Raw genomic sequence first — 24440 nt, forward strand, 5'->3', positions numbered from 1 at the left:
TCACGCGCTCGCCCCATGCAAACGATGTCAAGCTCCAGAAGCGGCAGCCTTTGTCTTTTGCTGCGTCGCCGATAGGATGGCGTTGACAGCCCGGTACGCGAACACAATCGCAGGCCCGATGGTGATGCCTGCTCCTGGATAGATGCCGCGCATCGGGGATGTCATGTCGTTGCCGCAAGCGTAAAGGCCCGCGATGGATCTTTCCTGCCCGTCTAGGACCTGGCCGCAAGTGTCGGTTGCCAGGCCGGTGGCCGTGCCGAGCGTTGCCGGAACGATTGGAAGCGCGATAAACGGGCCTGTCTTGATGGGTCCGAGATTTGGGTTTTTCTTGCTCACGGCCGGATCGCCGAGCGTGCGATTAAAGGCGGATTCACCGCGTTTGAACAGCGGATCGCGCCCCTCAGCAGCGTGCGTGTTGTGCTCTTCGACGGTCTTTTCAAGCGCAGCCGGATCTAGCCCCAGCTGTTTGGCAAGTTCAGGAATTGTCCGGCCGACCTTGATGTACCCAAGGCGCGCATATTTTCCGATCCTCAAGGTCCAGGGCCAGGGCAGCAGATGTCCCATACCTCTCAACCGTACGAACTCCAGGTCGCAGATGAAGTAAAATCGCTTATCTGCCGGATAGCCGCTGGTGAACATCGCCAGGCAAATGTCGTGATACGAATTGGATTCGTTGACGAAACGCTTGGCATCCGGCCCCACTGCGATGACGCCGGGACGGCCGCGATCGAGCCAGCCATAGGGGACCACTTGGGAGGAGCTGCCGCTCTTGAGAATTGAGACGGGAGTCCAAAAGCCGGCAGAGGCGACATTGTTGTCAATCGCAGCTCCAAGCCTGGACGCCAGGGAAATGCCATCGCCCACAACGTCCACATGGGCCAGCGTGTCATCGTGCTGGTGGGGACCGCTGAGGCTGGCTCTTAACTCTGCGCTGCGAGCAAATCCGCCCGTTGCGAGGATGACGCCATGCGAGGCGCGCACGCGAAGGTCGGAACCGTTCCGCTTGACGACGGCTCCGGTGACACGCCCATCTTCCCTGATCAGCTCTATCAGCGGGGAGCCAGGCCATATCTCGACGCCGTGCTTGCGCAGACTGACGACCAGGCGCGCGATCAGGGCGTTCCCTCCGCTGAGCTCTGTCCCGCGCCTGTGGCCCAGCCGGTCACGCGCGTAGCGACCGACACGCCGCAAGACGTGTCTGAGGGCGGCAAAGGATTGGAAGGGATTGAGGAAGCTTCTGACCTCGCTGGATGAGATCATCATTCCACCAAGCACAACCCGGATGGGATCGCCGATCAGATCGAAATCGGCTCCGAGAAGGCGCCCATCATAGGGAGCCGGGCTCAGTGCCCGGCCCTTGTCGACGCCGCCGATCTGGCTCGAATGATAATCGGGCGCCGAGGCCAGCGTGAAGTTGACCTCTGTCCCGTCCTCAAGGGCGGCAAGTGCAGCTGGGCCGTCCTCGAGATAAGCATCGATGAAGCCTGCCCGGTAATAGGTGCCAAGTTCGTGCTGCAGGTAGGTCCTTGCCTTCGCAAGCGAGTCGTCGATCTTCGCTGAGCGCGCCTGGGGTGAGCAAGGAACCCAGATCATACCATTGGAAAGAGCTGTCGTGCCGCCGAGCCGGGCGGATTTTTCGCAGACAGTGACGCGCAGTCCTGCTTTTGCCGCATAGAGGGCGGCCGAGAGCCCGGCTGCACCACTCCCGACTACGAGAACGTCGGTTGCCCATTCGTGATCCGCCCTTGCGCTTCGGGCGATCGCCACGGTCATGCCCTTGCTTGATTGGCCCATCGGTGTGTCCATTCCAGCCTCGCTGCGATTTCTTGGAACTGAGGTCAGTGATGTTGGGGAAGCGGGACGGCTTTGAATTCCTCGGCTGCCGCCTTTACTGCCCGTTCGATCGGAATTCGTTCGATGGAGGAGGCGCCGACAAATCCGACGCATTGCGTCGACCGGTACACCTCGGCCGTATCCGCGGGCTCTGCGATCGCACCACCATGGCAGAGCAGGACAACGTCGGAGCGCCCGCTCCTGGCCGCGGCGTTGATGTCGTTGATGCGATTGATCGCGTCTTTGACCGACCGCCCTTCCTCATGGCCAACGAGCCCGCCCCGTGTGGCGCCGACATGAGGGATGATGCAGTCGGCCCCGGCGCTTGCCATCGCCTTGGCATCGTCCGGGTTTGCGACATAGGCGAGCGAGAAGATGTTCTTCTTGCGCGCAGATGCGATCATCTCGACTTCGCGTTCGAAGCCGAGCCCGACGCGGCCGCGGCGGTCGCGCCATTTGTCGCCCATGGTCGAGATGGTGGGATAGTTGATCACGCCTGAGAAGCCGGCCGCCCAGAATTTGTCGAGCAACGCATCGAGATCGAGCCGAACGGGATCCCAGGCCTCAACGCCGCCGATCACGGGGATGGAAGAGACAACGTTGCGGATTTCTGCGGCAAGCTCGAGCGTGCGCGCGTTGGAGTCTCCGATCCGGCTGGTCGGAAGCCCCATCAGGCGCGACAGCCCGGTAGAGTAGACCACCAGCATGTCCGCGCCCCCGAGGACAGCGCATTTGGCCACCAGGCCGCAGCTGCTGCCTGCGGCAAGAACCGCTCTGCGCTCGGCCACCTGGCTTGCGATCTTCGCTAGGATTTCGCTTCGCTCAAACATCCGCATCGCAGTCAGCCTTCCTGCGCCAATTGCTCGAGGATCCAACTCGCGGCCGCCTCGGCAAATTCGGGATCGTTGATGTGACAGTTCAATTCGCGCACCGTGATTTTGGGCGGCAGATTGTTCTTGACCGCGTCCAGCCAAGCGCGGTCGGCATTGCAATCACGGAACACGCCGCCGTCGCGGTCGTAGTCGGAGACGCCTTTCGCCGGCCAGAGCACGATGGCTGGCGCTTCGGCCCGCGACAGCCGCTCGGCCGTAAGCCGGCCGATGCTTGCGTTTTCGGACGGAGTTGTGCGCATGAGCGTGGTGTAGCGAGTATGGGAGTAGAACTGGCGGCAGCGAAACTGATCGGGGACGCTGGATGGTGGACCAAAATTGACCATGTCGACTGCGCCTGGCGCGACGACCTGCGGGATTGATCGATCCGCGGCTGCCTTGAGCCGATCCGGTCCGGCGCTGGCGGTGCCACCGACGATTTCGTCAGCAAGCTCGGTTGTGGTCAGATCGATTACAGCGTCAAACTCACCGGCCGCGATTAGCTGTTCCATCTTGCGCCCGCCGGCCCCGTTAGCGGGGAAAACGATCGCATCGAGGCCGGCCTCTCCAAGACGTCTTACGCATTGATTGGCCGCCGGCGTCGTAACTCCGAAGGCCGTGATGGCGACGATTTTCTTCCGTCTCCTCTGACGGGATGGCTCATATTGCATGGCGGCCACGGCGCGGCCGGCATTGTCCAGCACGCGTTGGGTGAAGGCGTTGATCCCGAAGAGGTCGACAAGGGTCGGATAGAGGATGATGTCGTTATGGACGGCCAGTTCGGCGAGCAGTGCGGGCCTGGCGCTACTCACAAGGAGCTTCGGGAAGCCATATGGTAAATCGCGGACGACTTCGCCAAAGACGGCGCTGCCCTTGCCACCCGCAATTCCGACAATTGCGCTGATCGCGCCTGATTGGCGAAGATCATCGACCATTTTGCGGGCCGATTGGGCAATGTCGTTCAAGAGCTCGACGGGAGAAACGGCGCGGCCGCCATCTGTCGGCTCTTTGTCCGACCCTGCCTTGGACGTACCGACGTCTAAGACCACCGTCGTGCGGCCCAGGCCTTCGATGACGTTTCGGAGATAAGATGCTTCTGCGCCCTTCGTATCGAGCGTCGCCACGATTGCAACGGCGCCAGCGGCTCCGACCTTGGGCGAGCGCCCAAGCCTGGCCGACTTCGCGTCGTCGGTGCAATGGTGCGACACGATCTTTCCTCTCCGATCCTGCTTGATACGAATGGTCTAAACGCGGCCGAGACGCTCAATAAGTGCCGCGCCGGGGAGAGTTGGGTAATATTGGGTAGATGTCTCGAAGCGCTCGGGAGCGCACCGGTGGCTCTAGCCAAGGTTGCCTGTCCTGTCTGCGGCGTGTCTTCCCCTCTCCTCTTCCGGCATCTTCTGTCCGGCGTCCTTTCGGGCCCATGAGACGCACGCGGTGCGCAGCAGGCGAAGGTCATCTCCGCCAGCCCTTGGGACGCTGTTTCACCCATTGCAAAAAGTGCCAAGTGGCGGGCGGGTGGACAGCTCGCGCGGTTCAATGCCTGTGAATTGAATTCTAAAAAGAGACCGCTGCTGGAGCTCTCCAACAGCGGCGTAAGTCGAGGGAGGAAGCAGACGAGGCCGGCCTGCCAGCGGATAGATGAGACGTCGTCGGAAGCCTGACGTGCCTAGATGTCGTGCAGATCTCTAGACCGAACTGAAATGCCGTATAAGATCAGTGCGATGTTTAAATGGGTAAGATTGGGTAGAGGCGGTTGAAGCAAAGAGCAGTCGGCGAGCTCATTTCAAGCAGGTCGGACACGCGCGAGGGTTATTGCCTAGCAATCTATGCGCCGGCTTTAGGGAGCCTTCCGGAAGGCTCCATGCTGGTCATGGCGACCTTGCCCGTCGTTGACTGGAACGATTGTCTGTTACGGGATCTGCGCACGTTCCGAAAGGAGAGATCTGCGGGTGTTTACGCCGCGATCGTCATGATCGATCCCTTCGCGTGCTGGGAGGATCTTGCCGATGCGTTGAAAGAGGCCGGGATCAAGGGGATCATCAACTTCCCGCCGGCGTCTCTCATTGAGCGGTCAACGACAGGGACGCCCATTGAAAGCGGACAGGAGATCGAGCTTCGACGTCTGGAATGGTTTGCCAATTTGGACTTCAGGGTGTTGTTCGCGACGGACGACATCTCTAAGACCGCAATGGCCGAGCGGCGCATCGGCTCGCATCTGGCCGGCCTGGTCCAGATGCCGGAAGAAGCGCTCAAGTTCGTGATTGGCGATGGCGTCGATTTGGTAAGCGCCGGGAAGCGAGGAGCGCCGGTGGCGAAGTTCGCGCTTCTGAGCGGCACGAAGCCGCCAGCGCGAAAATAATGAGGAGCAGAGCTACTCCAGGATCCGCAGCTTCTTGATCTTGTTGTAGAGGGTCTTCCTGGAGAGTCCAAGGGACTGGGCAGTTTTTCCGCGGTGGAGCTTGTTTCGTTTCAGCCCTTCGATGATCCACTCGCGCTCGGAGAACACATTTGTCCGTTTCACGGCCGATGACGCGGTCAGCAAAGGCCTTAGGACGTCAGCCGTAATGTGTGACAGTTGCAGCGTCACCAGCTGGTTGACGATTTGGCGCAACTCTCGCAGGTTTCCCGGCCAATCATGCCCGGCAAGCGCCAGGAAGGCAGAATTCTCTATTCCCAACGTCGGCGCGTTTGAATCTCCCTTCGCTTCCACCGTGAAATGCTGGACCAGTTGGGGAAGGTCTTCGAGCCTGTCCGGCAAGGCCGGCAGGGCAATGTCAAGCCCGGTAAACAGGGCAAGAAGCCGAGGACAGAGCACGGTTTGAAGGCTGGCGCTGCGAGCAATTGTCGCTGTTGCAATGATCCGTGCGTTGGACCGCACGACCGATACCCCGTTCAGGGGTGCAAAACCGCCGGTCTCGAGGTAATCAGCAAGACGCTCCTGGCCATCCCGCGGCAGTTGATCCAGATGCAGCAGCAGGACGGCAGTGCCGTTTGCAGCTTCAAGAATCGATAGTTGGCGCTTCCTGGTCTCGTCGCGCTCCGCGCCGAACAATGCACCGATGTTGCCCGCTGCCGGCCCCGCGCGGCACTGGAAGAGCGCAGCCTTTGTATGTTTGCGGTCGCTGAAGCTGTGAACGAGATTCGCTATCCTGCGTTTTCCCGAGCCCGTTTCGCCCCACACGAGCACAGGATTAGGATTGGCAGCCAGGCGTTTGGCGGTCTCGAGCACCCGCTTCATGACTGAGGATTGGGCAATGACGCCGTGCCTGAACCCGCTCAATTGGAGCTGACGCTCGAGCAGATCGACTTTCTCGCGCAAGAGATGAATCGTCTTGAACCCGGATGTGACCTCGAGGACCGACATCTCCAACGGGACCCGGTCCAGCGAAGAGCCGCCTATGAAGCCCTGGACGCCCGTTTCGCGGCAGATATCGAGGAGTTCGTCCGGCTTTGTAATGGGTCCGCCGCCGAGTAGACAGATGACGTTCTTGTCGGTGGAGTGCGCCACCCGTGTCACGGCGCTGGTCCGCGCTGCGAGCTCGGACTGGCTGATCGATGGATCAGATCCGCTTTCGACGCTGCGATTGAGATTGAAGTTGATGCAGATCGCCTCAATGCCTGCCTCGACCATGCGCCGCGCTTCGGCCTGGGAGCGGGTATAGGCAATCGTCATCAAACCGCGTTGACGGGCTTTTGTTAGAAGTTCGATTTCTCGCTCGTAGCCGAGGCCAGATTTCTCGAGCAAGGACCTTCTAAAATCGTCGATGTGGATGACGGAGGGGAAATTGGTAACCCCTGTAAAGCCCCATCGGATGATCCGGTCGAGGAAGCGATCGAGATCGAGGCGCGGATCGAAGGTGCATGCGCCGAAAAAGACCGGCAGTTTGGTGCTGGGCAGGATCTCGGTTCGGCCGAATCCGGCGACGAATTCGTTGCTATCGCGGATGGGCAGGATCGAGGCTGGCGAGGAGCCGCCCATGGCGCGAAAACGGCCAGCGTTGAGCGCAAGGACAAAATCTGCACCCGCCCGTTCGGCCGCCCTTGCGGTCATGCCCGAGCCGATGCCTGCCCCGAGCACGAATGAACGGGAATTGCGGAAGAACTGCCTGATTCCTGCGTTCTTGACCTGCTCTACCCGGTTGTGCATACCGGCCGCCCCTCCTGTGCGGCAGGCCCGAAAATTAGCTCCAATTTGCCGGTGCGTGCAACCGCTGCAGGGCCTTGCCGTTGGCCGTGAACAGGTGGCAATCGGCTGGTGAAGCCGCAAGGCGGACCTTGCCAGATCGTTTGGCTGGCTCGAGCCGTGGCGCTTTGGCGACCACGGCTTCCTTGCCCGCGTTGCCGTAGATGTAGGTGACGCTGCCAAGGTGCTCGACGAAATCGACGTCCAGCTCGAGAGCGATCTCTTTGTCTTCTGCCGGCTGCGAGAAATCATCGGGACGGATCCCGAGCGTGATCGGCTTGCCGACCAGCAATTGATCCGGCCGAACGGGGACCGAGACGGTCGAGCCCGCGTCAAGCCTGACCTCCACCCCTGTCTCGTGCGCGGCCTCGATATGACCGCCCAAAAAATTCATCTTAGGCGAGCCAATGAAGCCGGCGACGAAGCGCGACGCCGGGTAGTGATAGAGCTCGTGGGGGCTCCCCACCTGCTCGATATTGCCGTCCTTGAGCACGACGATCTTGTCAGCCATGGTCATGGCCTCGACCTGATCGTGAGTGACGTAGATCATGGTGTTTCCAAGCTGCTCGTGGAGCTTGGCGATCTGGACCCGCATCTGCACCCGCAGCTCGGTGTCGAGGTTGGACAGCGGCTCGTCAAACAGAAACACCTTGGGCTCGCGGACGATGGCCCGCCCGATCGCCACGCGCTGGCGCTGGCCGCCGGAGAGCTGCCGTGGCTTGCGATCGAGCAAATGGTCGATCTGCAATAAGGACGCGGCCTCAGCGACACGCTTCCCGATCTCCGCTTTCGTCGCTTTGGCCATCCGCAAGGGGAAAGCCAGGTTTTCCCGGACGGTCATGTGCGGATAGAGGGCGTAGCTCTGGAACACCATGCCTAGATTGCGGTCGGCCGCGTCCACGTCGTTGACGAGCTCATTGTCGATGAAAAGCCGTCCTCCGCTAATCGGCTCGAGACCGCCGATCATGCGCAGCAGGGTCGACTTGCCCGACCCTGAAGGCCCGACGAAGACGACGAATTCGCCGTGATCGATGGTGAGGTCGATATTGCGCAGGATCTGGATAGTGCCATAGGCCTTGTTGAGGCCTTCCAGGCGAACATTGGCCATCACGCTCTCCTCTGCCGTACGGTGTCTACACCAGCCTTCACGGCGATTTCTGAAAGGCTGGACACGGTAAAGTCGGCTGGCAGCAGCGCGGCGTCCTTGCGAGGTGGGACGCCTGTCGTGACGAGCACGGCAGGAAGGCCGGCGCGCTTGCCGGCCTGGATATCTGTCTGTATCTGGTCGCCGATCATCAATGTGGATTGACGTGGCGTTCCAAGCCGCGAAAGCGCGGCTTCGATCATGTGCGTCTCGGGTTTGCCGACGATCAGAGGCTGGACTTGAGTTGCGGCTGCAACTGCCGTGATCATGGCCCCTGCCCCTGGTTCGAAGCCGTCCGCAGTCGGCAAGAGAAGATCAGGGTTTGTGCCTATGAACACGGCGCCGCCCAGGATAGCCGCAGCAGCAATTCGCAGCTTGTCATGCGTAATCTGGCGGTCGAGCCCCATCACCACGACTTCAGGCTTCGCATCGGTGACTTCGAGGCCCGCCTCCTCGATCGCTTTGGCAAGGGATGGCGCGCCGATGACAAAGGCCCGTGTCAGTTTCGGGTATTGGGCGCGAATGAGCGCCGCGGCCGTGATGGCGCTCGTCACGACCTGCCTCGGGGAGATCGAAAGCCCGAAACCTCCGACCTTGCGCACAACATCTTCCGGCGTGTGGGTCGAATTGTTAGTGACGAAGCAGAAGGGAAGTTTTGCCCGCTGCCAGCTCTTGAAGGCTTCGATGGCGTCCGCGATCGCGGCGTTCCCCCGGTAGACCACGCCATCCAGATCGGAAATGACACCGGCGATCTCGGGCCATTGAAGCTGAGTGCCGGACTTAGCCATTCATCAGCATCCCGCCGTTCACGTGAACGATCTGGCCGGTCATGTAGGAGGCCGCAGGGCTTGCGAGAAACACGGCAAGGCCGGCAATGTCGTTCGGCAATCCAACCCGTCCCAATGGGATTCGGCCGCTATGGCGGGCTTCCGTCTCCTCACGCGGACGGCCATGCATGGGGGTGTCGATGATCCCCGGTGCGATTGCATTCACATTGATCTTGAGCGGCGCGCATTCATAAGCAAGGAGCTTTGTGATGTCGTGAACGATTGCCTTGGAGAGGCAATAGTCCGCCCCTCCGGCCTGATAGTTGAATACGGCGCCTTGCGAAGACAAGGAGGAACCGACATTGACGATGCGGCCGCCCTTGGTTGTCATGAAGCGCTCGATCGCGAGCTTCGAGCAGCGGAGGATTGCGACCGAGTTGATCTGGATTGTGCGTTCGATCTTGTCGGCCGCCCCGCTGAGGAGCGGCTGGGCAGATTTAACGCCGGCATTGTTGACGAGCACGTCGAGCCGGCCGAATCGTTTTCCGATCTCCTCGAGCACGCGCGCCACGTCCTCTTCGCGCGAAACGTCCATGGCCATCGGCAACACGCCATTGCCATGGGGAAGTCCTACCAATGTCTGCCTGAGGCTTTCGAGATTGGCGTCGGTGGCAACGACGTTGGCCCCTCCTGCCCGAAACGCATTCACAATGGCAGATCCGATGCCGCCCCCTGCCCCTGTCACGAGCACCGTTCTGTCTGAGACTGAGAACTGTTCGGTCATTCCAACTCCAAGATCGTTTGTGATTTGAGGAATTCATCGACCTCTGCTGCCAGCGGCATTGAGGCCTGCGCCCCGCGGCGCGTTACGCACAGGGCAGCAACGGCTAGTGCTCGTCTGACCGAATCCCTCAGAGGCAGGCCTTGAGCGAGCGAAGCGGCAAAAGCGCCATTGAAGGCGTCCCCGGCGGCCGTGGTATCGACGACTTTGACGGGAAAGGCACGCAGCGCAAACGAGTGCGCCGCGTCGGCATAGAAGGCGCCCTGCGCTCCCAGCGTGATCAGTGCGGCTTTGGGTCCGAGGTGCAGAAGCTTGGACGCCGCCACTGCGGCGCTGTCGAAATCGGTCACCTCTACCCCGGTCAGCTCGAAGGCCTCGGTCTGGTTGGGGGTCACGTAATCGACTTGTCGCCATGCCGCCGGCGAAAGCCCGGGTCTGACCGGCGCCGGATTAAAAATGAGTTCGAAGCCCTTCTCGCTTTTCATTTCAAAGAGCCGGTTGAGGGCGGAGATGGGCAAGCCCATTTCGGCAACAACGAGCGCGCCTGGCGCGATGAATGCGGCCGCGCTCTCAACCATGGCCGGCATCACATTCAGATTGGCGCCCGGATCGATCACGATCATGTTCGAACCGTCGTCTCCCACCAGGACGAGGGCCGAGCCGGAGACCTCACCGGCACAAATGGTGATGGCCTCAGCACGGACTCCGGCTTCGCGCAGTGACTGCAAGAGGGACTGGCCAGCCTCGTCCCCGCCAAGACGGGTGTAGAATAGGGGCTTCAGTCCAAGCCGTGCGGCCGCTACGGCTTGATTGGCGCCCTTCCCTCCAGGATTGCGGTTCAATTTGCCCATCAAACTTTCACCCGGCGTTGGCAGCCGCTCGACATTGAAGCAGAGGTCGAGATTGGTCGTTCCAAAGAACATCAAGGGCCTGGGATTCATTTTACTGCCCCGAAAGTGAGACCACGTTCGAGGTGGCGCTGGCCCATCACGATCAAGATCACCGGAATGATCATGGTAACGACCAGTCCTGCAGCCATGACGGGATAGAACTGCACCCCCGGATTGAGCAGCTTGAGTAGCGCGACGGTCACCGGCGCCTTGGTGGAGCTCAGGATCAAGCCGAGCGCGAAGTTGTGCCAGGCCAGCAGAAAGATCAGCAAGGAGGCGCCGATCAGGCCGGGCTTGAGAAGCGGCAGCACGATATGCAGAATGACCCTGACAGGTTTGGCCCCGTCCATCGCTGCAGCCTCCTCGATGTCCTTTGGAATATCCTCGATGTAGGAGCGGCTCAACCACACGATCATAGGCAGCGTGACGACCTGGTAGACCCAGATCATGCCGAGATAGGTGTCGTAGAGTCCGATGGTCTGGAACACGTTGAAGAGCGGGATGACGACGAGCAAGGCCGGGGCGAACCTGAAGCCAAGAATGAAGAAGGCGATGTCCTCCTTCATCGGGATGTCTCGCCTTGCCAGAACGTAACCGGCGGGCACGCCAAGGAGCATTGAGACGAAAACAGATCCGAGCGCGATGGCGACGCTATTTGTCACTGGCGTGAGGAAATCAACCTTGATGGTGCCATAGCTTGTCGCGCCGGCCTGCGCGGCGTCGAACAGCACCCGGAAATTCTCAAGCGTCGGCGAGAAGATGAACTTGGGCGGCCAGGCCATGACCTCGCCCTGCTGTTTCAACGACATCAGCAGGATCCAGATCAGCGGAAAAGCGAGAGTGAGCGCGCAGATGCCAACCAGCAGATTGAGAGCGATATTTGTCGATCCTGAGCGATTTAGGCGCATGTCGCGTCTCTTCAGCTAACGCGTTGTCGGACGTATCGCCACAACTTGACCGTGAGGAACGCTCCGGCCAGGACGATGATCCAATTGACGACCATGAGGGCCGCGCCCCGGCCGAAGGCGAGGTTCTGGAATGCGGTGATGTAGGCGCGCACGGAAAGAACGGAGGTGCTGTTGCCGGGACCGCCTTGCGTCGTTCCGAAAATGATGTCGAATTGATTGAGAGATTCGATCAGACGGAAGACCGCAGCAATCAGGATGTAGGGCGCGATCAACGGCAGCTCGATGTAGAGGAAGGTTGCCCAGCCCTTTGCACCATTGACGCGCGCGGCCTCCCTGATCTCCTCATTGATGCCCTGGAGGCCGGCGAAGATGATCAGCGTGAAAAAGGGGGTGTAAGTCCATATGTCGATCAGGACGAGGGAAATCATCGCTGTCGCGGGATCAGAAATCCATGCAAACCGGCCCATTCCTACAAGCGACAGCAGATAGTTCAGGATGCCGCTCTGCGGATCCATCATCGTCGTCCACATCAAGGCAACGCTCATGGGCGGAAGCACGAGTGGCAACAGAATGACCGGCCGCATCACGCGTGCCAGGAACACTTCGGTGGCAAAGAGCTTGGCGAGGGCAACGCCGAGCACGGCTTCCGCAAGGACCGCTGAACCAGCGTAGACAAGTGTTGCTCGGACGCTATTCCAGAAGTCGTCTGTCTTGATCAACGCGGCGTAATTGGTAAGGCCAATAAAGTGGACCAGTGGCCGGCCGAACTTGAGATCCGTCAGGGACTGAAATACGCCGTAGAAGAACAGGAACAGAAAGCCAAGAAGGATCAAGACCGCCGGCGCGATCGCGGCGATGCTCCACCAGTCAAGGCGCGGCGGGCTGGCACTCTTGGCCGCGCCGTCTTGCGCCGAAGCGAGTTGGCTCACTGAAGACTGCAGCGTCACGATTGCGTCTAATCCTGAAGAATACATTTCAACTGACATCGAAATCCAAGGGGGCGGCATGCAAGCCTACCACCCCCTTTGGGACTTCACATCGACGAACGGATCTCGGAGGCAAGGTCGGTCAGCGTTGCCTTCACATCCGCTCCATTGACCATCTTCTGCATCGCCACCGCCCAGGCATTCATTGCCTCGGCGAAGCCGACGCGGGCCGTAAAGGCGAGTTGCGCCTGGTCCTGCACAGTCTTGAACGTCTCGACGAAGTTGTTGAATTCAGGCTTTGCGGCGTATTCGAGCCAGGCCTTGTCGCTCCAGGTCGATGCGCGCGGAGAGTTGACGAGCTTGCCCGCAACGGCACCGTTCAGCTCGACCTGCTTGGAGGTCGCCCATTGGATGAAGAGCCAGGCCGCGCCCTTCTTCTGGGAGGCGGCGTTCATGGCCAGAGACCAGATCCAGATGTTGGATTCGAAGTTCTTGCCGTTCGGTGCGCGCAACGGTGGTGCAAAGGCGATCTTGCCGGAGGCGGGCTTGCCGGCGACGTCGTTCCAGAAACCGAACATGTTGGAATCGATCGCCATGGCGGTCCGCCCTGAATTGATCCCTTCGACCACCTGGTACCAATTGTCATTGGCAAAGGAGGGAGCAGCGCATTTCTTGATCATGTCGACATAGTCTTTGTGGAAGGCGATCGACTCTGGCGAATCCAGGCCCGTGTCGAGTTTGCCGTCTTTGACGACGAAATCGTGCACGCCATAGGACCTCGCAATCGAGATCGCAGCCGTGTGGATGCTGCTCCAGAACCTTACGCCGCGAACGCCGAGAGGCGTGATGGTGGGATCGGCAGCTTTGAGTTTCTCACAAGCGGCCGACATCTCCGGCGGGGTGCTCGGGACTTTGATACCGTGCTTGTCCAGCACATCCTTGCGGTAGAACAACTGGATGTTCTCGAAGCCATGGGGGATCGCCCAGACCTGCCCGCTGCCGGCCTCGATCTGGCCCTCCTTGACCTTCCATGTCAGCGCTTCGCGCAAGGCTGGGAAGAAGTCCTTGTAGTCGTAGGCTGCAGAGGTGAGCTTTGAATCGTTTAGATAGCGATCGAGCGGTTCGAGCAGTTGGCCCGGGGCAAGGTCCCAGGCGGGCTGGATGCCCGTGCCGACGACATCCCAGCTTGGCGATTTCGTGCTGAGCTGGATCGTTAGCTTATTCCAATAGGCATCATCCGGATAAAGCTCCGGCGTCACCTTGATGCCGGTGAGTTTCTCGAACTCGGGCAGTTGAGCCGCAACAGCGTCAGCATAGGGGTGAATATCGTAGGCCCAGACGATGGACGTGCCTTCGAATTGCCGCCAGTTGATGTCTTCTGCGTAGGCCTGGGTGGCAGCCAGTGCCGCCCCGGCGCACACGGTGGAGTTAATGAGAGCTTTTTTGATAAGTTGAGCCGAATGACCGCAAACAACGGCTAGCGTCCTTGGCATGATTCCCTCCGATGGGCTCTTTGGCCCGCAAACCACGCGCCCTCTCCTCTAGCAGAGGCCGTGGTAGGCGAAGGCTATGCGCCATTCTAACGGGCTAAGCGGCTTTTGACACAGAGTTTGGGTAAGGTTGGGTAAGAGCCAGAAATCGGGGTTTCTAAAATAAGATCGGCTGGCCGCGACGAGGCTACGCAATGCGAAGCGCCAGTGGACGCTTCAACAGCACTTTTGCAGGCATACGAAAACGATCTGAAAAAAGCCTCCGCCAGACATTTGGTCTAGGCAGAGTAGCCTCTCATGCTTGCAATGCTGGCCCGATGACGCTGTTCTCAGTATAAATTGCTTTCAGTCTGGCATTGCCAATTGGAGTTGCAGGATGATCGCGCAAATCGCAAGAGTCGTTTCCAGCACGGTCAGAAAACCAGCTGAGGACGGCGATACTCTCAAGATTCTTGGTATATTTTGTGGAGCAGGCCTTCTGCTCTCTCTACTCGTCGCAATGGCTTTTGCGCTCGACTTGACGCCTTTGTGATGGTTCAGCGGTTCATCACGATGAGGTCGAGCCGAGCAGTTCCCACTAAAGCGCACGGCAGAGGAATTCACCGCGACGGCCCCATCGTCCCTCCGGCATAGCGCCTAGCCGCCGCGTCCTGCGTGTTTGTTGACCCATGCCGAAGTCTAACTCGGGGACCGGCCAACCCTAGTTGCCATTCGTAGGCCCGCGATATTGGTGGCGTACTCGGCAGCGATATTGCCGCCAAACAGGGCTGAACCCGCCACCAACGTGTCGGCCCCAGCCTCCACGACGGCGGCAGCATTGTGGCACGTGATACCACCATCGACCTGAAGGCGGATCGGGCGATCGCCGATCATGGCGCGAATGCGCCTGATCTTGGGGATCTGGCACTCCAAAAACGCCTGGCCACCGAAGCCCGGATTGACGGTCATGACAAGCACCAGATCCAACCTATCGAGCACATATTCGATTGTACCCTCCGGCGTCGACGGACACAGGCTTACGCCCGCTTTCTTGCCGAGCGCGCGAATAGCCTGCAGCGAACTATCGAGATGTGGACCGGCTTCCGCATGAATCGTGATGATGTCGGCACCGGCTTTGGCAAAGCCTTCAAGATAAGCGTCGACGGGCGCTATCATGAGGTGAACGTCAAACGTCTTCGTGGTGAACGGCCTCACCGCCTTTATCACGTCCGCACCGAAACTGATGTTCGGCACGAAGTGCCCGTCCATGACATCGCAATGGATCCAGTCAGCGCCGGCTGCGTCGATCGCCGCGACCTCCTCGCCGAGACGCGCGAAATTCGCCGCCAGGATCGAGGGAGCAATGACGATATCCCTGGTCATGGACATTTGCTCCCGGTCGCCTGCTCGCTGCCAGCTCCGCCGCTGAACACGCGGCTCGCCAATACGTCGGAGGGATCGATGGTTTCGAGATCAGCGATCTCGAGCATCCGGTCGAGATCGGAGACCAGCCGATCGGCCTGGCGCAACCGGATGCGATCGACAGCGTTGCGGACCGAGCGCGCATTGGAGAAGAACGGCTGAGTCCGGCGCAGCACAATGTATCTTTCGAACGACTCGCGTGCCGCGGCCGAGAAGCGGTAGCCGCGCTCCCTCAGCATAAGCTCGGCAATGTAGAGCAGCTCCGCCTCCGAATAGTCGGGAAACTCGATGTGGTGGGCGATGCGTGATCGGAAGCCTGGATTGGAGGCAAAGAAACTGGTCATCCGTTCGCCATAACCCGCGAGAATGACGACGAGATCCTCGCGCTGGTTTTCCATGACTTGCAGCAAGATCTCGATGGCTTCCTGACCATAGTCGCGCTCGTTGTCGGGCCGGTGCAGGTAATAGGCCTCGTCGATGAACAGTACGCCGCCCATCGCCTTCTTCAGGATCTCCTTGGTCTTCGGCGCAGTGTGACCGATATACTGACCGACAAGGTCGTCGCGCGTCACCGAGATCACCTGTCCGCGCCGCACGAAGCCGAGGCCGTGCAAGATCTTCGCCATGCGCAGGGCGACGGTAGTCTTACCGGTGCCGGGATTGCCGGTGAAGGACATGTGCAGCGTCGGGGCCGAGGAGACGAGCCCGGCCCGCTGCCGGATCCGCTCAATCAACAGGAGCGAAGCGATCTGCCGCACCCGCTGCTTGACGGGCTTCAAGCCGATCAACTCTTGTTCGAGCTGGTGCAAGGTCTCCGTGATCCCCGCCGCCTCGGCCTCCTTGCGCAGGTCAAACGCAGTAGGCACCTCATTGACCTCAATGGTCGTCGTGTGCGGCACATCCAGCATCTTGGACCTCGAATAAAGAGGCTTCGCCGCCGCAAATGACGGCGAAGCAGTTGTCCGCCAGGGAGTCGGAGCGGGGAGAAAGAGTCGCTCCGAGCGGAAAGCGACTAAGAGGAAGCCGGCTGAGGTTGCCGGTGTACGGTGGTGTAACGTACCGAGCGTACGGCCATCTCCTGGCGCACCAGCTCGAACTCAGCCTCCTTCGCGGGCCGGTTGACGAGGAACGAGATGCGCACCGACTCCCAGCCATGGCTGGAATCGAATCCCGAGACGCGGATGTAGCGGTCGCCATACACCCTGCGGCATTCGGCGAGCTCCATCATCACGCCGGCAGCGTCCGCGAGATCGAACATCGGCAGACCCCACATCTCCCAATAGGTGTTGCGGGGATGCGGGTCGTCGGTGAACTCGATGTTCACCGCCCAACCCTTGCTCAGGCAATATTGCACCTGCTTGGTAATCTGCTCGTCGCTGAGATCGGGCAGGAAGGAGAAACAGCCTTGGGTCAGTTTCATCTTTGCTCTCCTTTAGACAGCGGCGAGCGCCGTCGGCACGAAGTCCGGCGTGTCGGTGGATTGATAGTTGAAAGTGACGTCTTTCCAGGTCTCCAGCGCGGCCTTCAGCGGCGTGCAGGTCGCTGCGGCCTTGGCCAGGATCTCTGGGCCTTCGTGAACGTAGTCACGTCCCTCGTTGCGAGCGAGGATCATCGCTTCCAGCGCCACCCGGTTGGCGGTCGCCCCGGCCTGGATACCCATGGGGTGGCCGATGGTCCCGCCGCCGAACTGCAGCACGACGTCCTCGCCGAGCAGGTCGAGCAGCTGGTGCATCTGGCCGGCATGGATGCCGCCGGAAGCCACTGGCATTAGCTTATTCAGGCTCGCCCAGCTCTGGTCGAAGAACACGCCGTGCTCGAGCTTCATCGGGTTGAAGTCGTCGCGGCAGATGTCGTAATAGCCGCGCGTGGTGTTGGGATCGCCCTCGAGCTTGCCGACGACCGTGCCGGCGTGGATGTGATCGACTCCGGCGAGCCGCATCCATTTGGCGATGACGCGGAACGACACGCCATGGCTCTTCTGGCGCGTATAGGTCGAGTGACCGGCGCGGTGCAGATGCAGGATCATGTCGTTGCGGCGCGCCCATTTCGCCATCGACTGGATCGCGGTGTAGCCGATCACGAGGTCGATCATGACCACGACCGAGCCGAGCTCCTTGGCGAACTCCGCACGCTCGTACATGTCCTCCATGGTCGCGGCCGTGATGTTGAGATAGGTGCCCTTCACCTCGCCCGACGCCGCCTGCGCGCGGTTGACGCCTTCCATGCAGTAGAGGAAGCGGTCGCGCCAGTGCATGAAGGGCTGCGAGTTGATGTTCTCGTCGTCCTTGGTGAAGTCGAGCCCGCCCTTCAGCGCCTCATAGACCACGCGGCCGTAATTGCGGCCCGAGAGGCCGAGCTTCGGCTTGATGGTGGCGCCGAGCAGCGGCCGGCCGAACTTGTCGAGCCGCTCGCGCTCGACCACGATGCCGGTGGCCGGCCCCTGGAACGTCTTCACATAGGCGACCGGCAGCCGCATGTCCTCGAGCCGCAGCGCCTTCAGCGCCGCGGCGCGGGCGCGATAGAGGTCCTTGTGGAACGTATCGAGCGTCGGCTGGTCGCCGGTGTAGGAGTGGATCGTGGTCATGAACCCCTTCTCGATCCCGACGGCGTCGTCCAGCACCTGAGCGAGCGGCGCGAGGCAGTTGGTCGAGCACGAGGCGTTGGAGACCACGATGTGATCGCCGGTCAGGGCGAGATGATTGACGCCGAACACGACGGTGAGATCGACCTCGCTTGCCGGCGCCGAGACCAGCACGCGCTTGGCACCGGCCTGGATATGTGCGGCGGCTTTCTCACGCGAGGTGAACAGACCGGTGCATTCCAGGGCGATATCGACACCGAGCGCACGATGCGGCAGCTGCGCCGGGTCCTTGATCGCGGTCACCTTGATCGGGCCGCCGCCGACGTCGATCGTATCGCCGTCGACCTTGACTTCGCCGGGAAAGCGGCCGTGGACCGAGTCGAAGCGCAGCAGATGCGCATTGGTCTCGACCGGACCGAGGTCGTTGATCGCGACCACCTCGATGTCGTTGCGGCGGGACTCGGCGATCGCACGCAGCACGTTGCGACCGATCCGGCCAAATCCGTTGATGGCGACACGCAAGCTCATGCTGTTCTTCCCTGGTTCCGACGTGCGACCGAGCGCCTGGCCGCTTCTGCGATGCTCTGCGGTGTGATGCCGAATTCGCGGTACAGCACGGGCGCCGGCGCCGAGGCACCGAAGCTGCGCATGCCGACGAACTCACCGTCGGCACCGATCCAGCGATGCCAGTCGCCGACAACCGCTGCCTCGACGCCGACGCGCGGCGCCGTGCCGAGCACGGTGGCGCGGTAATCGTCCGGCTGCTCCTCGAACAAGGCGAAGCAGGGCGCGGACACCACGGCCGCGCGGATGTGCTCGGTCGCGAGCAGGCGGGCTGCTTCCAGCGCAATCGAGACTTCCGAGCCGGTCGCGATCAGCGTCACGTCACGGCCGCCGTCGGGCGAGACGACGAGATAGGCGCCGCGTGCGACGCGGTTCTTGCCGCGGGCATCGCTGCGGAAAGTTGGCAGCGCCTGACGCGACAGGCACAGCACGGACGGGCGATGCTCGGAGCCGAGTGCGCAGTCCCAAGCCTCCAGCGTCTCGACCGCGTCGGCGGGACGGAACACCAGCAAGTTCGGGATCACCCGCAGCGCGGCAAGGTGTTCGACCGGCTGATGCGTCGGGCCGTCCTCACCGAGCCCGATGGAGTCGTGCGTCATCACGTGGATAACCCGCAGCCGCATCAACGCTGCGAGCCGGATCGCGGGACGGCTGTAGTCGGAGAAGGCGAGGAACGTGCCGCCATAGGGAATGAAGCCGCCATGCAGCGCGAGGCCGTTCATTGCTGCAGCCATCCCGTGCTCGCGGATACCGTAGTGGATGTAGCCACCGGCGAACGCACCGGCTTTAACGGGGGTCTGCGCCTTCGCCTGCGTCAGGTTCGAATGCGTCAGATCCGCCGAGCCGCCGACCAGTCCGGGAATGGTGCTGGCGATGCCGTCAAGCACCTGCTGCGAAGCCTGCCGCGTCGCCAGCTTCGGCCGTTCGGATGCGAAGCGCTCGCGCAACTTCGCCGCGGCGAGCACATAGGCAGCAGGCAGGGCAACCGCCCTACCTTCCACGAACAAATCGCGCTGCTCGGGCGTTGCGCGCTCATAACGATCGAGCCAGGCGAGTCGCTCGACCTGCCCGCGCTGTCCGATCATCCGCCACGCCTTGAGCACCGGGATCGGCACCACGAAAGGCTGATAATCCCAACCGAGCGCGCGGCGCGCCGCCGCGGTCTGCTCGGTGCCGAGTGGCGCACCATGCGCCTTCTCGGTGCCCTGCCGATCAGGCGCCCCATAACCAATGATGGTGCGGCACGCGATCAGCGACGGCTTGGCGGTCTCCCGCTCCTCCGCGATCGCCTGGGCCACGGCTTCTGGATCGTGTCCGTCGACACGGCGCACCGACCAGCCGGAGGCCGCGAAGCGCGCGAGATGATCATCCGATGTCGCGAGCGACGTCGGACCGTCGATGGAGATGCCGTTGTCGTCGAACAGCACGATCAAACGGCCGAGCCCGAGATGACCCGCGAGCGAGATCGCCTCCTGGCTGAGACCTTCCATCAGGCAACCGTCGCCCGCGATCACGTAGGTGAAGTGATCGACGAGGCCGTCGCCATGCCGCGCATTGGCCATGCGCTCGGCAAGCGCCATGCCGACCGCGGTCGCAATCCCCTGCCCCAGCGGACCCGTCGTGGTCTCGACTCCCGGCGTGTGGCCGTATTCGGGATGGCCCGGCGTCTTCGAGCCCCACTGCCGGAACGCCTTGATGTCATCGAGACTGAGGTCGCCGCCGGTCAGGTGCAGCAGCGCATAGAGCAGCATCGAGCCGTGGCCCGCCGACAGAACGAAGCGGTCGCGGTCCGGCCAATTGGGATGCGCCGAGTCGAATTTCAGGAAGCGCGAGAACAGCACGGTCGCGACATCGGCCATACCCATGGGCAGACCTGGATGGCCCGACTGCGCGGTCTCGATGGCATCGACCGCGAGGAAGCGGACGGCGTTGGCGAGATCGTTATGCGCGACTGCCGTGATGTCGGCTTCGGCGTGGACGGAGATATTCATCGGTGTCTCTCCTCGTTCACTTCAGGCTGCGCTTGCGCTCGATCAACTGCATGATCAGCGGCGTCAGAATCAGCTGCATGGCGAGATCGAGCTTCGCGCCGGGACAGACGATCGAATTGGCGCGCGACATCCAGCTCTGCGGCAGCATCGAGAGCAGATAGGGGAAGTCGATGCCGCGTGGATTCTTGAAGCGGATCACGACCATCGATTCGTCCGGCGTCGGGATCCAGCGCGCGATGAACGGATTGGACGTGTCGACCGTCGGCACACGCTGGAAGTTGATGTCGGTCTCGGTGAATTGCGGGCAGATGTAGTGGATATAGTCGGGCATCCGCCGCAGGATGGTGTCGGTGACCGCCTCGGTCGAATAACCGCGCGCGCTGCGGTCGCGGTGCAGCTTCTGAATCCATTCGAGGTTGATGACGGGCACGACGCCGATCTTGAGATCGGCATAGCGCGCGACATTGACCTTGTCGGTGACGACGGCGCCGTGCAGGCCCTCGTAGAACAACAGGTCGGAGTTCTCCGGCAGCTGCTTCCAGTCGGTGAAAGTACCGGGCGCCGTGCCATGCAGCGCGGATTCCTCGGCGTCGTGGACATAGTGCCGCGTCACCGCCGTACCGGTCTCGCCGTAGTCGCGGAACGCGCGCTCCAGCTCCTCGAACAGGTTGGTCTCGGGACTGAAATGGCTGAAATGCTTGTTGCCGCGCTCGGCCTCTTTCGCCATCTGCGCGCGCATCTCGGCGCGGTCGTAGCGGTGGAAGGCGTCGCCTTCGATGTAGGCGGCATTGACCTTCTCGCGGAAAAAAATCTGCTCGAAAGTCTTCTTGACCGAGGTGGTGCCGGCGCCGGAGGAGCCGGTGATGGAGATGATCGGATGCTTCCTGGACATGGGACACCTCGCTCAGAGCCGGAAGAATCCGCGCCGCGCGAACAGCGGCGCAGAGACGCTGGCGACCAGCACTGGATCGCAATGAAGCTCCTCGACGCGCCGCACCTCGTTGCTCGAGCCCATGATCAGGGGCACGCGCTGATGCAGGCTCTGCGCGGAGAGGTCGAGGATGCGCTCGCGTCCCGTGGAGGCGGAGCCGCCGGCCTGCTCGATGATCATGGCCATCGGATGCGCCTCGTAAGTCAGGCGCAGGCGGCCCTCGCCGTAGCCGGGGCGCGCGTCCGAAGGGTAGAGGAAGACGCCGCCGCGGGTGAGGATTCGGTAGGCCTCGGCAACCAGCGAGCCGACCCACCGCATGTTGAAATCATGGTTGGCGGGGCCTTCGACGCCTGCGAGGCATTCGTCGATGAAGGCGCGCACCGGCGGATCCCAGTGCCGACGGTTCGAGGCGTTGATCGCGAACTCCTCGCAGGCCTCGGAGATCTGCACGCCGCTGCGGGCGAGACGGAAGCAGCCGGCCTTGTGATCGAGCGTGAAGATGTCGACGCCTTCGCCGAGCGTCAACACCAGCGAGGTCTGCGGCCCGTAGGTGACGAAGCCCGCCGCAAGCTGCACTGATCCGCGCTGGTGAAAGGCGAGCGAGAGGTCGTCGGGTGCCGGCAGGATCGAGAAGATCGTCCCCACCGTCATGTTGATGTCGATGTTGGAGGATCCGTCGAGCGGATCGATCGCGATGCAGACGCGGCCCTCGCGGTCGCCGATCTGGGGTTCGCGCATCTCCTCCGACGCCAGCGCCGCGATCGGCAGCTTGCTGAGGCAGCGGCGCAGGATCGCATCGGCCTGGACATCGAGGTCGCGCTGGATGTCGCCGTCGCTGTTGCGCTCCGTGGTCAGGCCAGAGGCGTCAGCGAGATCACCTGACGCGATGAGGTCGGCGATTTCGATGGCCGCCGCCGCGATGGCATCGACTGCGGCCGCCACGGCCAGCGCATGCGGCGCGGTCTCGGAATACCGTTGAAGGTGATCGTCCAGCCTGAGTTGCCCAGTCATCTGCGTCCATCCCCTTGGCCGGCGCCGCAGCCATGCCCTCCCCTCTGAAGGTCGGTCGCGGTCAGTCCCAGCACCAGGAGATTGACAGGGACAGATTAATAAGGAAAATTTCTATTCGTAATGAGCACCAAAGAATTTTCTTATAATTGACCCGGACAGGCGGCTGCACAGCTCCGGCATCTGACGATCAGGCAGCTGCGCTCGCTCGCGGCGCTGTCGGCCAAGGGCAGCGTGACGGCGGCCTCCGGCCATCTTGGGCTGACCCAGCCGGCCGTGACCCAGCAGCTGCGGCAACTTCAGGACCTCGCCGGCCTGCCCTTGGTGCAGCGGACCGGCGACGGCATGCAGCTGACCGCGGCGGGCAAGGAAGTGTTGGCGCTGGCCGAGCGGGTCGAGGCCGCGATCGCGGACTGCCAGGGCGCGCTCGACCTGCTCGCCGGACGGAGCGGCGGCGCGGTGCATCTCGGTGCGGTCTCGACCGCTAAATATTTCGTGCCGCATGCGATCGCGGCGTTCTCCAAGCGCTACCCCAAGATCGAGATCAAGCTGACGATTGGCAATCGCGATGAGATCCGCGCAGCCATGCACGGTTATGATCTCGACTTCGCGGTGATGGGCCGGCCACCCGCCGACGTCCACGTCGACGTGCGCCAGCTCGGCCGCAATCCGCACATCATCGTCGCCCGCAGGGGACATTGGCTGGAAAAGGACCGAGGACTCAGTCTGACCGACCTTGTGCACGAGACCTTTCTCACTCGCGAGCCGGGCTCGGGCACGCGAACACTAATGGAGGGCATGTTCCAGAAATCGGATCTCGAGCCAATCATCGGCATGGAGATGAGCAGCAACGAGACCATCAAGCAGGCTGTTATCGCCGGGCTCGGCATCGCCTTCATCTCGGCGCACACCGTCGCGCACGAGCTCGGCGAGGGCCGCCTCGTCGTGCTCGACGTCGCGGGCCTACCAATCGTGCGGCAATGGTACGTGATCCGCCGCAGTGACAAGGTCCTGCTGCCGCCGGCGCAGGCTATGTTCGATTTTCTTGGCTCTGAAGGGTCGAATTATTTGCCGTACCTACCTGAACTCGGCGGGCGCTAAAGCAAGATCCGGAAAAGTGTGAAGCGGTTTTCCCAAAACTCATGCTCAAACAAAGAGCTAAAGCGCCATGACGATTCAACCCATCGCGCTTTTTTCTCGACTTCTTCCAATGTTTTATTGCACGTCGACCAGGCATTGACCCACCGCGTCCAGGAGCCGACGCCGTTTCAACCACCAAGTCTGTCCGGGCCGGTTCTTGGAGGTGTGCCCCGGTGCACCGGTTACGGCAACGGCGTGAACTTAAGTTGGCCGAGCGGCACGACTTTGTCGGTGCGGGTCATCTTGAACTCGGTGTTCGGGCCGAGCCACTTGTCCCAGAGCTGGTTGATCTCACCTGCCTGGTCGAGTGCGAGCAGTGTCTCGTTGATCTTGGCGAGCAGCGCCGGCTCGTCCTTCTTCATGCCGATGCCGATCGGTTGCAAGACCATGGGCTCATCGATCATCTTCAGCGGTTGGCCAGCGGACTTCGATTCGTTGACGAGCTTGGTGATGGTCATGGTATTGGCCACCATTCCGACCGCCTTGTTCTGCTGGACGGCCATGAAAGCCGAGCCGGTGTCGACGAAAGTGAGGGGATCCGACTCATTCAGCTTGATCGCGAGCTCGGAGGTCGAGCCCTTGGTCGAAGCCAGACGTTTACCTTTGAAGTCGGCCTTCTTGGTTCCTGGATCCGAAGCCTTCACCGCCAACATCTCCTTGGCGAGATAATAGGGGTCGGAGAACTGGATCTGCTCGGCGCGGCCCAGCGTATAGGCGAGATTGGCGACTGTGATGTCGACGCGGCCGAGCTTGACCTCGGGCACCCGCGCCTCGACCGAGAGCGGGCTGATCTTCGCCTCGACGCCCCAGCGCTTGGCAATGGCTCTGCAGAGGTCGACATCAAAGCCAACCATCTCCCGCGTTTTCGGATCGGGCGCGGCAAACGGGGGTACGTCGGCGAAGGTGCCGCAGCGCAGCTCTTTGCGCTGCATGATATCGGCCAGCTGATCAGCCATGGCCACGCTGGCAAAGCAACTCAGGCCCGTGGCAACGATGGCGGCGCGGAGCACGCATTTTCCAGTCTTAGTCC

The 24440-nt window shown here is 61.7% G+C and carries 21 protein-coding genes and 2 pseudogenes; 3 read left to right on the forward strand and 20 right to left on the reverse strand.

Annotated elements, in window-relative coordinates:
* Positions 1 to 27 precede the first annotated feature (27 nt).
* From RPS27_RS02325 to RPS27_RS02335, 3 genes are read right to left on the reverse strand one after another with little or no spacing between them, the layout of a single operon-like run.
* Positions 28 to 1806, reverse strand: a complete 1779-nt coding sequence (locus RPS27_RS02325) for an FAD-dependent oxidoreductase (RefSeq protein ID WP_232995567.1) — start codon at positions 1804 to 1806, stop codon at positions 28 to 30.
* A 32-nt stretch (positions 1807 to 1838) separates the two neighbouring features.
* Positions 1839 to 2669 (reverse strand): phosphoenolpyruvate hydrolase family protein, encoded by an 831-nt coding sequence (locus RPS27_RS02330; RefSeq protein ID WP_128929488.1) that lies wholly within the window; start codon positions 2667 to 2669, stop codon positions 1839 to 1841.
* A 5-nt stretch (positions 2670 to 2674) separates the two neighbouring features.
* A complete protein-coding gene (locus tag RPS27_RS02335; RefSeq protein ID WP_232995565.1) occupies positions 2675 to 3910 on the reverse strand; it encodes a Tm-1-like ATP-binding domain-containing protein in 1236 nt (411 codons plus the stop codon).
* A 656-nt stretch (positions 3911 to 4566) separates the two neighbouring features.
* Here RPS27_RS02335 and RPS27_RS02340 point away from each other — a divergent pair.
* On the forward strand, positions 4567 to 5064 hold the full coding sequence (locus tag RPS27_RS02340; RefSeq protein WP_232995564.1) for a hypothetical protein: 498 nt from the start codon (positions 4567 to 4569) through the stop codon (positions 5062 to 5064).
* Between the two features lie 12 nt (positions 5065 to 5076).
* On the opposite strand, the gene RPS27_RS02345 is transcribed toward RPS27_RS02340, so the two are convergent.
* From RPS27_RS02345 to RPS27_RS02380, 8 genes are read right to left on the reverse strand one after another with little or no spacing between them, the layout of a single operon-like run.
* A complete protein-coding gene (locus RPS27_RS02345; RefSeq protein ID WP_128929487.1) occupies positions 5077 to 6852 on the reverse strand; it encodes a phosphoenolpyruvate hydrolase family protein in 1776 nt (591 codons plus the stop codon).
* Positions 6853 to 6886: 34 nt separating this feature from the next.
* Positions 6887 to 7996: an ABC transporter ATP-binding protein gene (locus tag RPS27_RS02350; protein ID WP_128929486.1), complete on the reverse strand. Its 1110-nt coding sequence runs from the start codon at positions 7994 to 7996 to the stop codon at positions 6887 to 6889.
* A complete protein-coding gene (locus tag RPS27_RS02355; RefSeq protein WP_128955161.1) occupies positions 7996 to 8820 on the reverse strand; it encodes an HAD-IIA family hydrolase in 825 nt (274 codons plus the stop codon). The genes RPS27_RS02350 and RPS27_RS02355 overlap by 1 nt, the downstream gene beginning before the upstream one ends.
* Positions 8813 to 9583 carry an SDR family NAD(P)-dependent oxidoreductase gene (locus RPS27_RS02360; RefSeq protein WP_128929484.1) on the reverse strand — a complete coding sequence of 257 codons (771 nt, stop codon included), beginning with the start codon at positions 9581 to 9583 and terminating at the stop codon, positions 8813 to 8815. Before RPS27_RS02360 ends, RPS27_RS02355 begins: the two co-directional genes overlap by 8 nt.
* Complete coding sequence (locus RPS27_RS02365; protein WP_128929483.1) at positions 9580 to 10521, reverse strand: ribokinase; 942 nt, start codon at positions 10519 to 10521, stop codon at positions 9580 to 9582. Before RPS27_RS02365 ends, RPS27_RS02360 begins: the two co-directional genes overlap by 4 nt.
* On the reverse strand, positions 10518 to 11378 hold the full coding sequence (locus tag RPS27_RS02370) for a carbohydrate ABC transporter permease (protein ID WP_128929482.1): 861 nt from the start codon (positions 11376 to 11378) through the stop codon (positions 10518 to 10520). The genes RPS27_RS02365 and RPS27_RS02370 overlap by 4 nt, the downstream gene beginning before the upstream one ends.
* Before the next feature lie 11 nt (positions 11379 to 11389).
* Positions 11390 to 12364 (reverse strand): carbohydrate ABC transporter permease, encoded by a 975-nt coding sequence (locus RPS27_RS02375; protein WP_245478029.1) that lies wholly within the window; start codon positions 12362 to 12364, stop codon positions 11390 to 11392.
* A gap of 47 nt (positions 12365 to 12411) precedes the next feature.
* Complete coding sequence (locus tag RPS27_RS02380) at positions 12412 to 13833, reverse strand: ABC transporter substrate-binding protein (RefSeq protein WP_232995561.1); 1422 nt, start codon at positions 13831 to 13833, stop codon at positions 12412 to 12414.
* A 337-nt stretch (positions 13834 to 14170) separates the two neighbouring features.
* Between RPS27_RS02380 and RPS27_RS02385 the strand changes: the two genes are divergently transcribed.
* Positions 14171 to 14326 carry a hypothetical protein gene (locus tag RPS27_RS02385; RefSeq protein WP_164933596.1) on the forward strand — a complete coding sequence of 52 codons (156 nt, stop codon included), beginning with the start codon at positions 14171 to 14173 and terminating at the stop codon, positions 14324 to 14326.
* A 146-nt stretch (positions 14327 to 14472) separates the two neighbouring features.
* Here RPS27_RS02385 and rpe read toward each other — a convergent pair whose 3' ends face one another.
* The 8 genes and pseudogenes from rpe to RPS27_RS02425 form a co-directional block, all read right to left on the reverse strand.
* Positions 14473 to 15156 carry a ribulose-phosphate 3-epimerase gene (gene rpe, locus RPS27_RS02390; protein WP_128929480.1) on the reverse strand — a complete coding sequence of 228 codons (684 nt, stop codon included), beginning with the start codon at positions 15154 to 15156 and terminating at the stop codon, positions 14473 to 14475.
* A complete protein-coding gene (cbbX, locus tag RPS27_RS02395) occupies positions 15153 to 16103 on the reverse strand; it encodes a CbbX protein (protein WP_128955160.1) in 951 nt (316 codons plus the stop codon). Before cbbX ends, rpe begins: the two co-directional genes overlap by 4 nt.
* Positions 16104 to 16207: 104 nt before the next feature.
* Positions 16208 to 16615, reverse strand: coding sequence for a ribulose bisphosphate carboxylase small subunit (locus RPS27_RS02400; RefSeq protein ID WP_128929478.1), 408 nt, complete (start codon positions 16613 to 16615; stop codon positions 16208 to 16210).
* 12 nt (positions 16616 to 16627) lie between these two features.
* Positions 16628 to 17695 (reverse strand): annotated as a pseudogene (locus RPS27_RS02405) (ribulose-bisphosphate carboxylase large subunit); the annotation flags it as partial.
* A gap of 9 nt (positions 17696 to 17704) precedes the next feature.
* A pseudogene (locus tag RPS27_RS02410) lies at positions 17705 to 18304 on the reverse strand (type I glyceraldehyde-3-phosphate dehydrogenase); the annotation flags it as partial.
* Complete coding sequence (gene tkt / locus RPS27_RS02415) at positions 18301 to 20331, reverse strand: transketolase (RefSeq protein WP_128955158.1); 2031 nt, start codon at positions 20329 to 20331, stop codon at positions 18301 to 18303. The pseudogene RPS27_RS02410 and the gene tkt, both read right to left, overlap by 4 nt.
* A 16-nt stretch (positions 20332 to 20347) precedes the next feature.
* Complete coding sequence (locus RPS27_RS02420) at positions 20348 to 21223, reverse strand: phosphoribulokinase (protein WP_100233973.1); 876 nt, start codon at positions 21221 to 21223, stop codon at positions 20348 to 20350.
* A gap of 12 nt (positions 21224 to 21235) precedes the next feature.
* Positions 21236 to 22273, reverse strand: a complete 1038-nt coding sequence (locus RPS27_RS02425; protein ID WP_128955157.1) for a class 1 fructose-bisphosphatase — start codon at positions 22271 to 22273, stop codon at positions 21236 to 21238.
* 180 nt (positions 22274 to 22453) lie between these two features.
* Here RPS27_RS02425 and RPS27_RS02430 point away from each other — a divergent pair, with 180 nt between their 5' ends.
* Positions 22454 to 23371, forward strand: a complete 918-nt coding sequence (locus tag RPS27_RS02430) for a LysR family transcriptional regulator (RefSeq protein WP_232995648.1) — start codon at positions 22454 to 22456, stop codon at positions 23369 to 23371.
* 221 nt (positions 23372 to 23592) lie between these two features.
* On the opposite strand, the gene RPS27_RS02435 is transcribed toward RPS27_RS02430, so the two are convergent.
* Positions 23593 to 24366 carry an ABC transporter substrate-binding protein gene (locus RPS27_RS02435; protein ID WP_232995647.1) on the reverse strand — a complete coding sequence of 258 codons (774 nt, stop codon included), beginning with the start codon at positions 24364 to 24366 and terminating at the stop codon, positions 23593 to 23595.
* Between the last annotated feature and the right edge of the window lie 74 nt (positions 24367 to 24440).

The sequence above is a fragment of the Bradyrhizobium sp. WYCCWR 12699 genome (genome assembly GCF_032144035.1).
Taxonomy (GTDB): domain Bacteria; phylum Pseudomonadota; class Alphaproteobacteria; order Rhizobiales; family Xanthobacteraceae; genus Bradyrhizobium.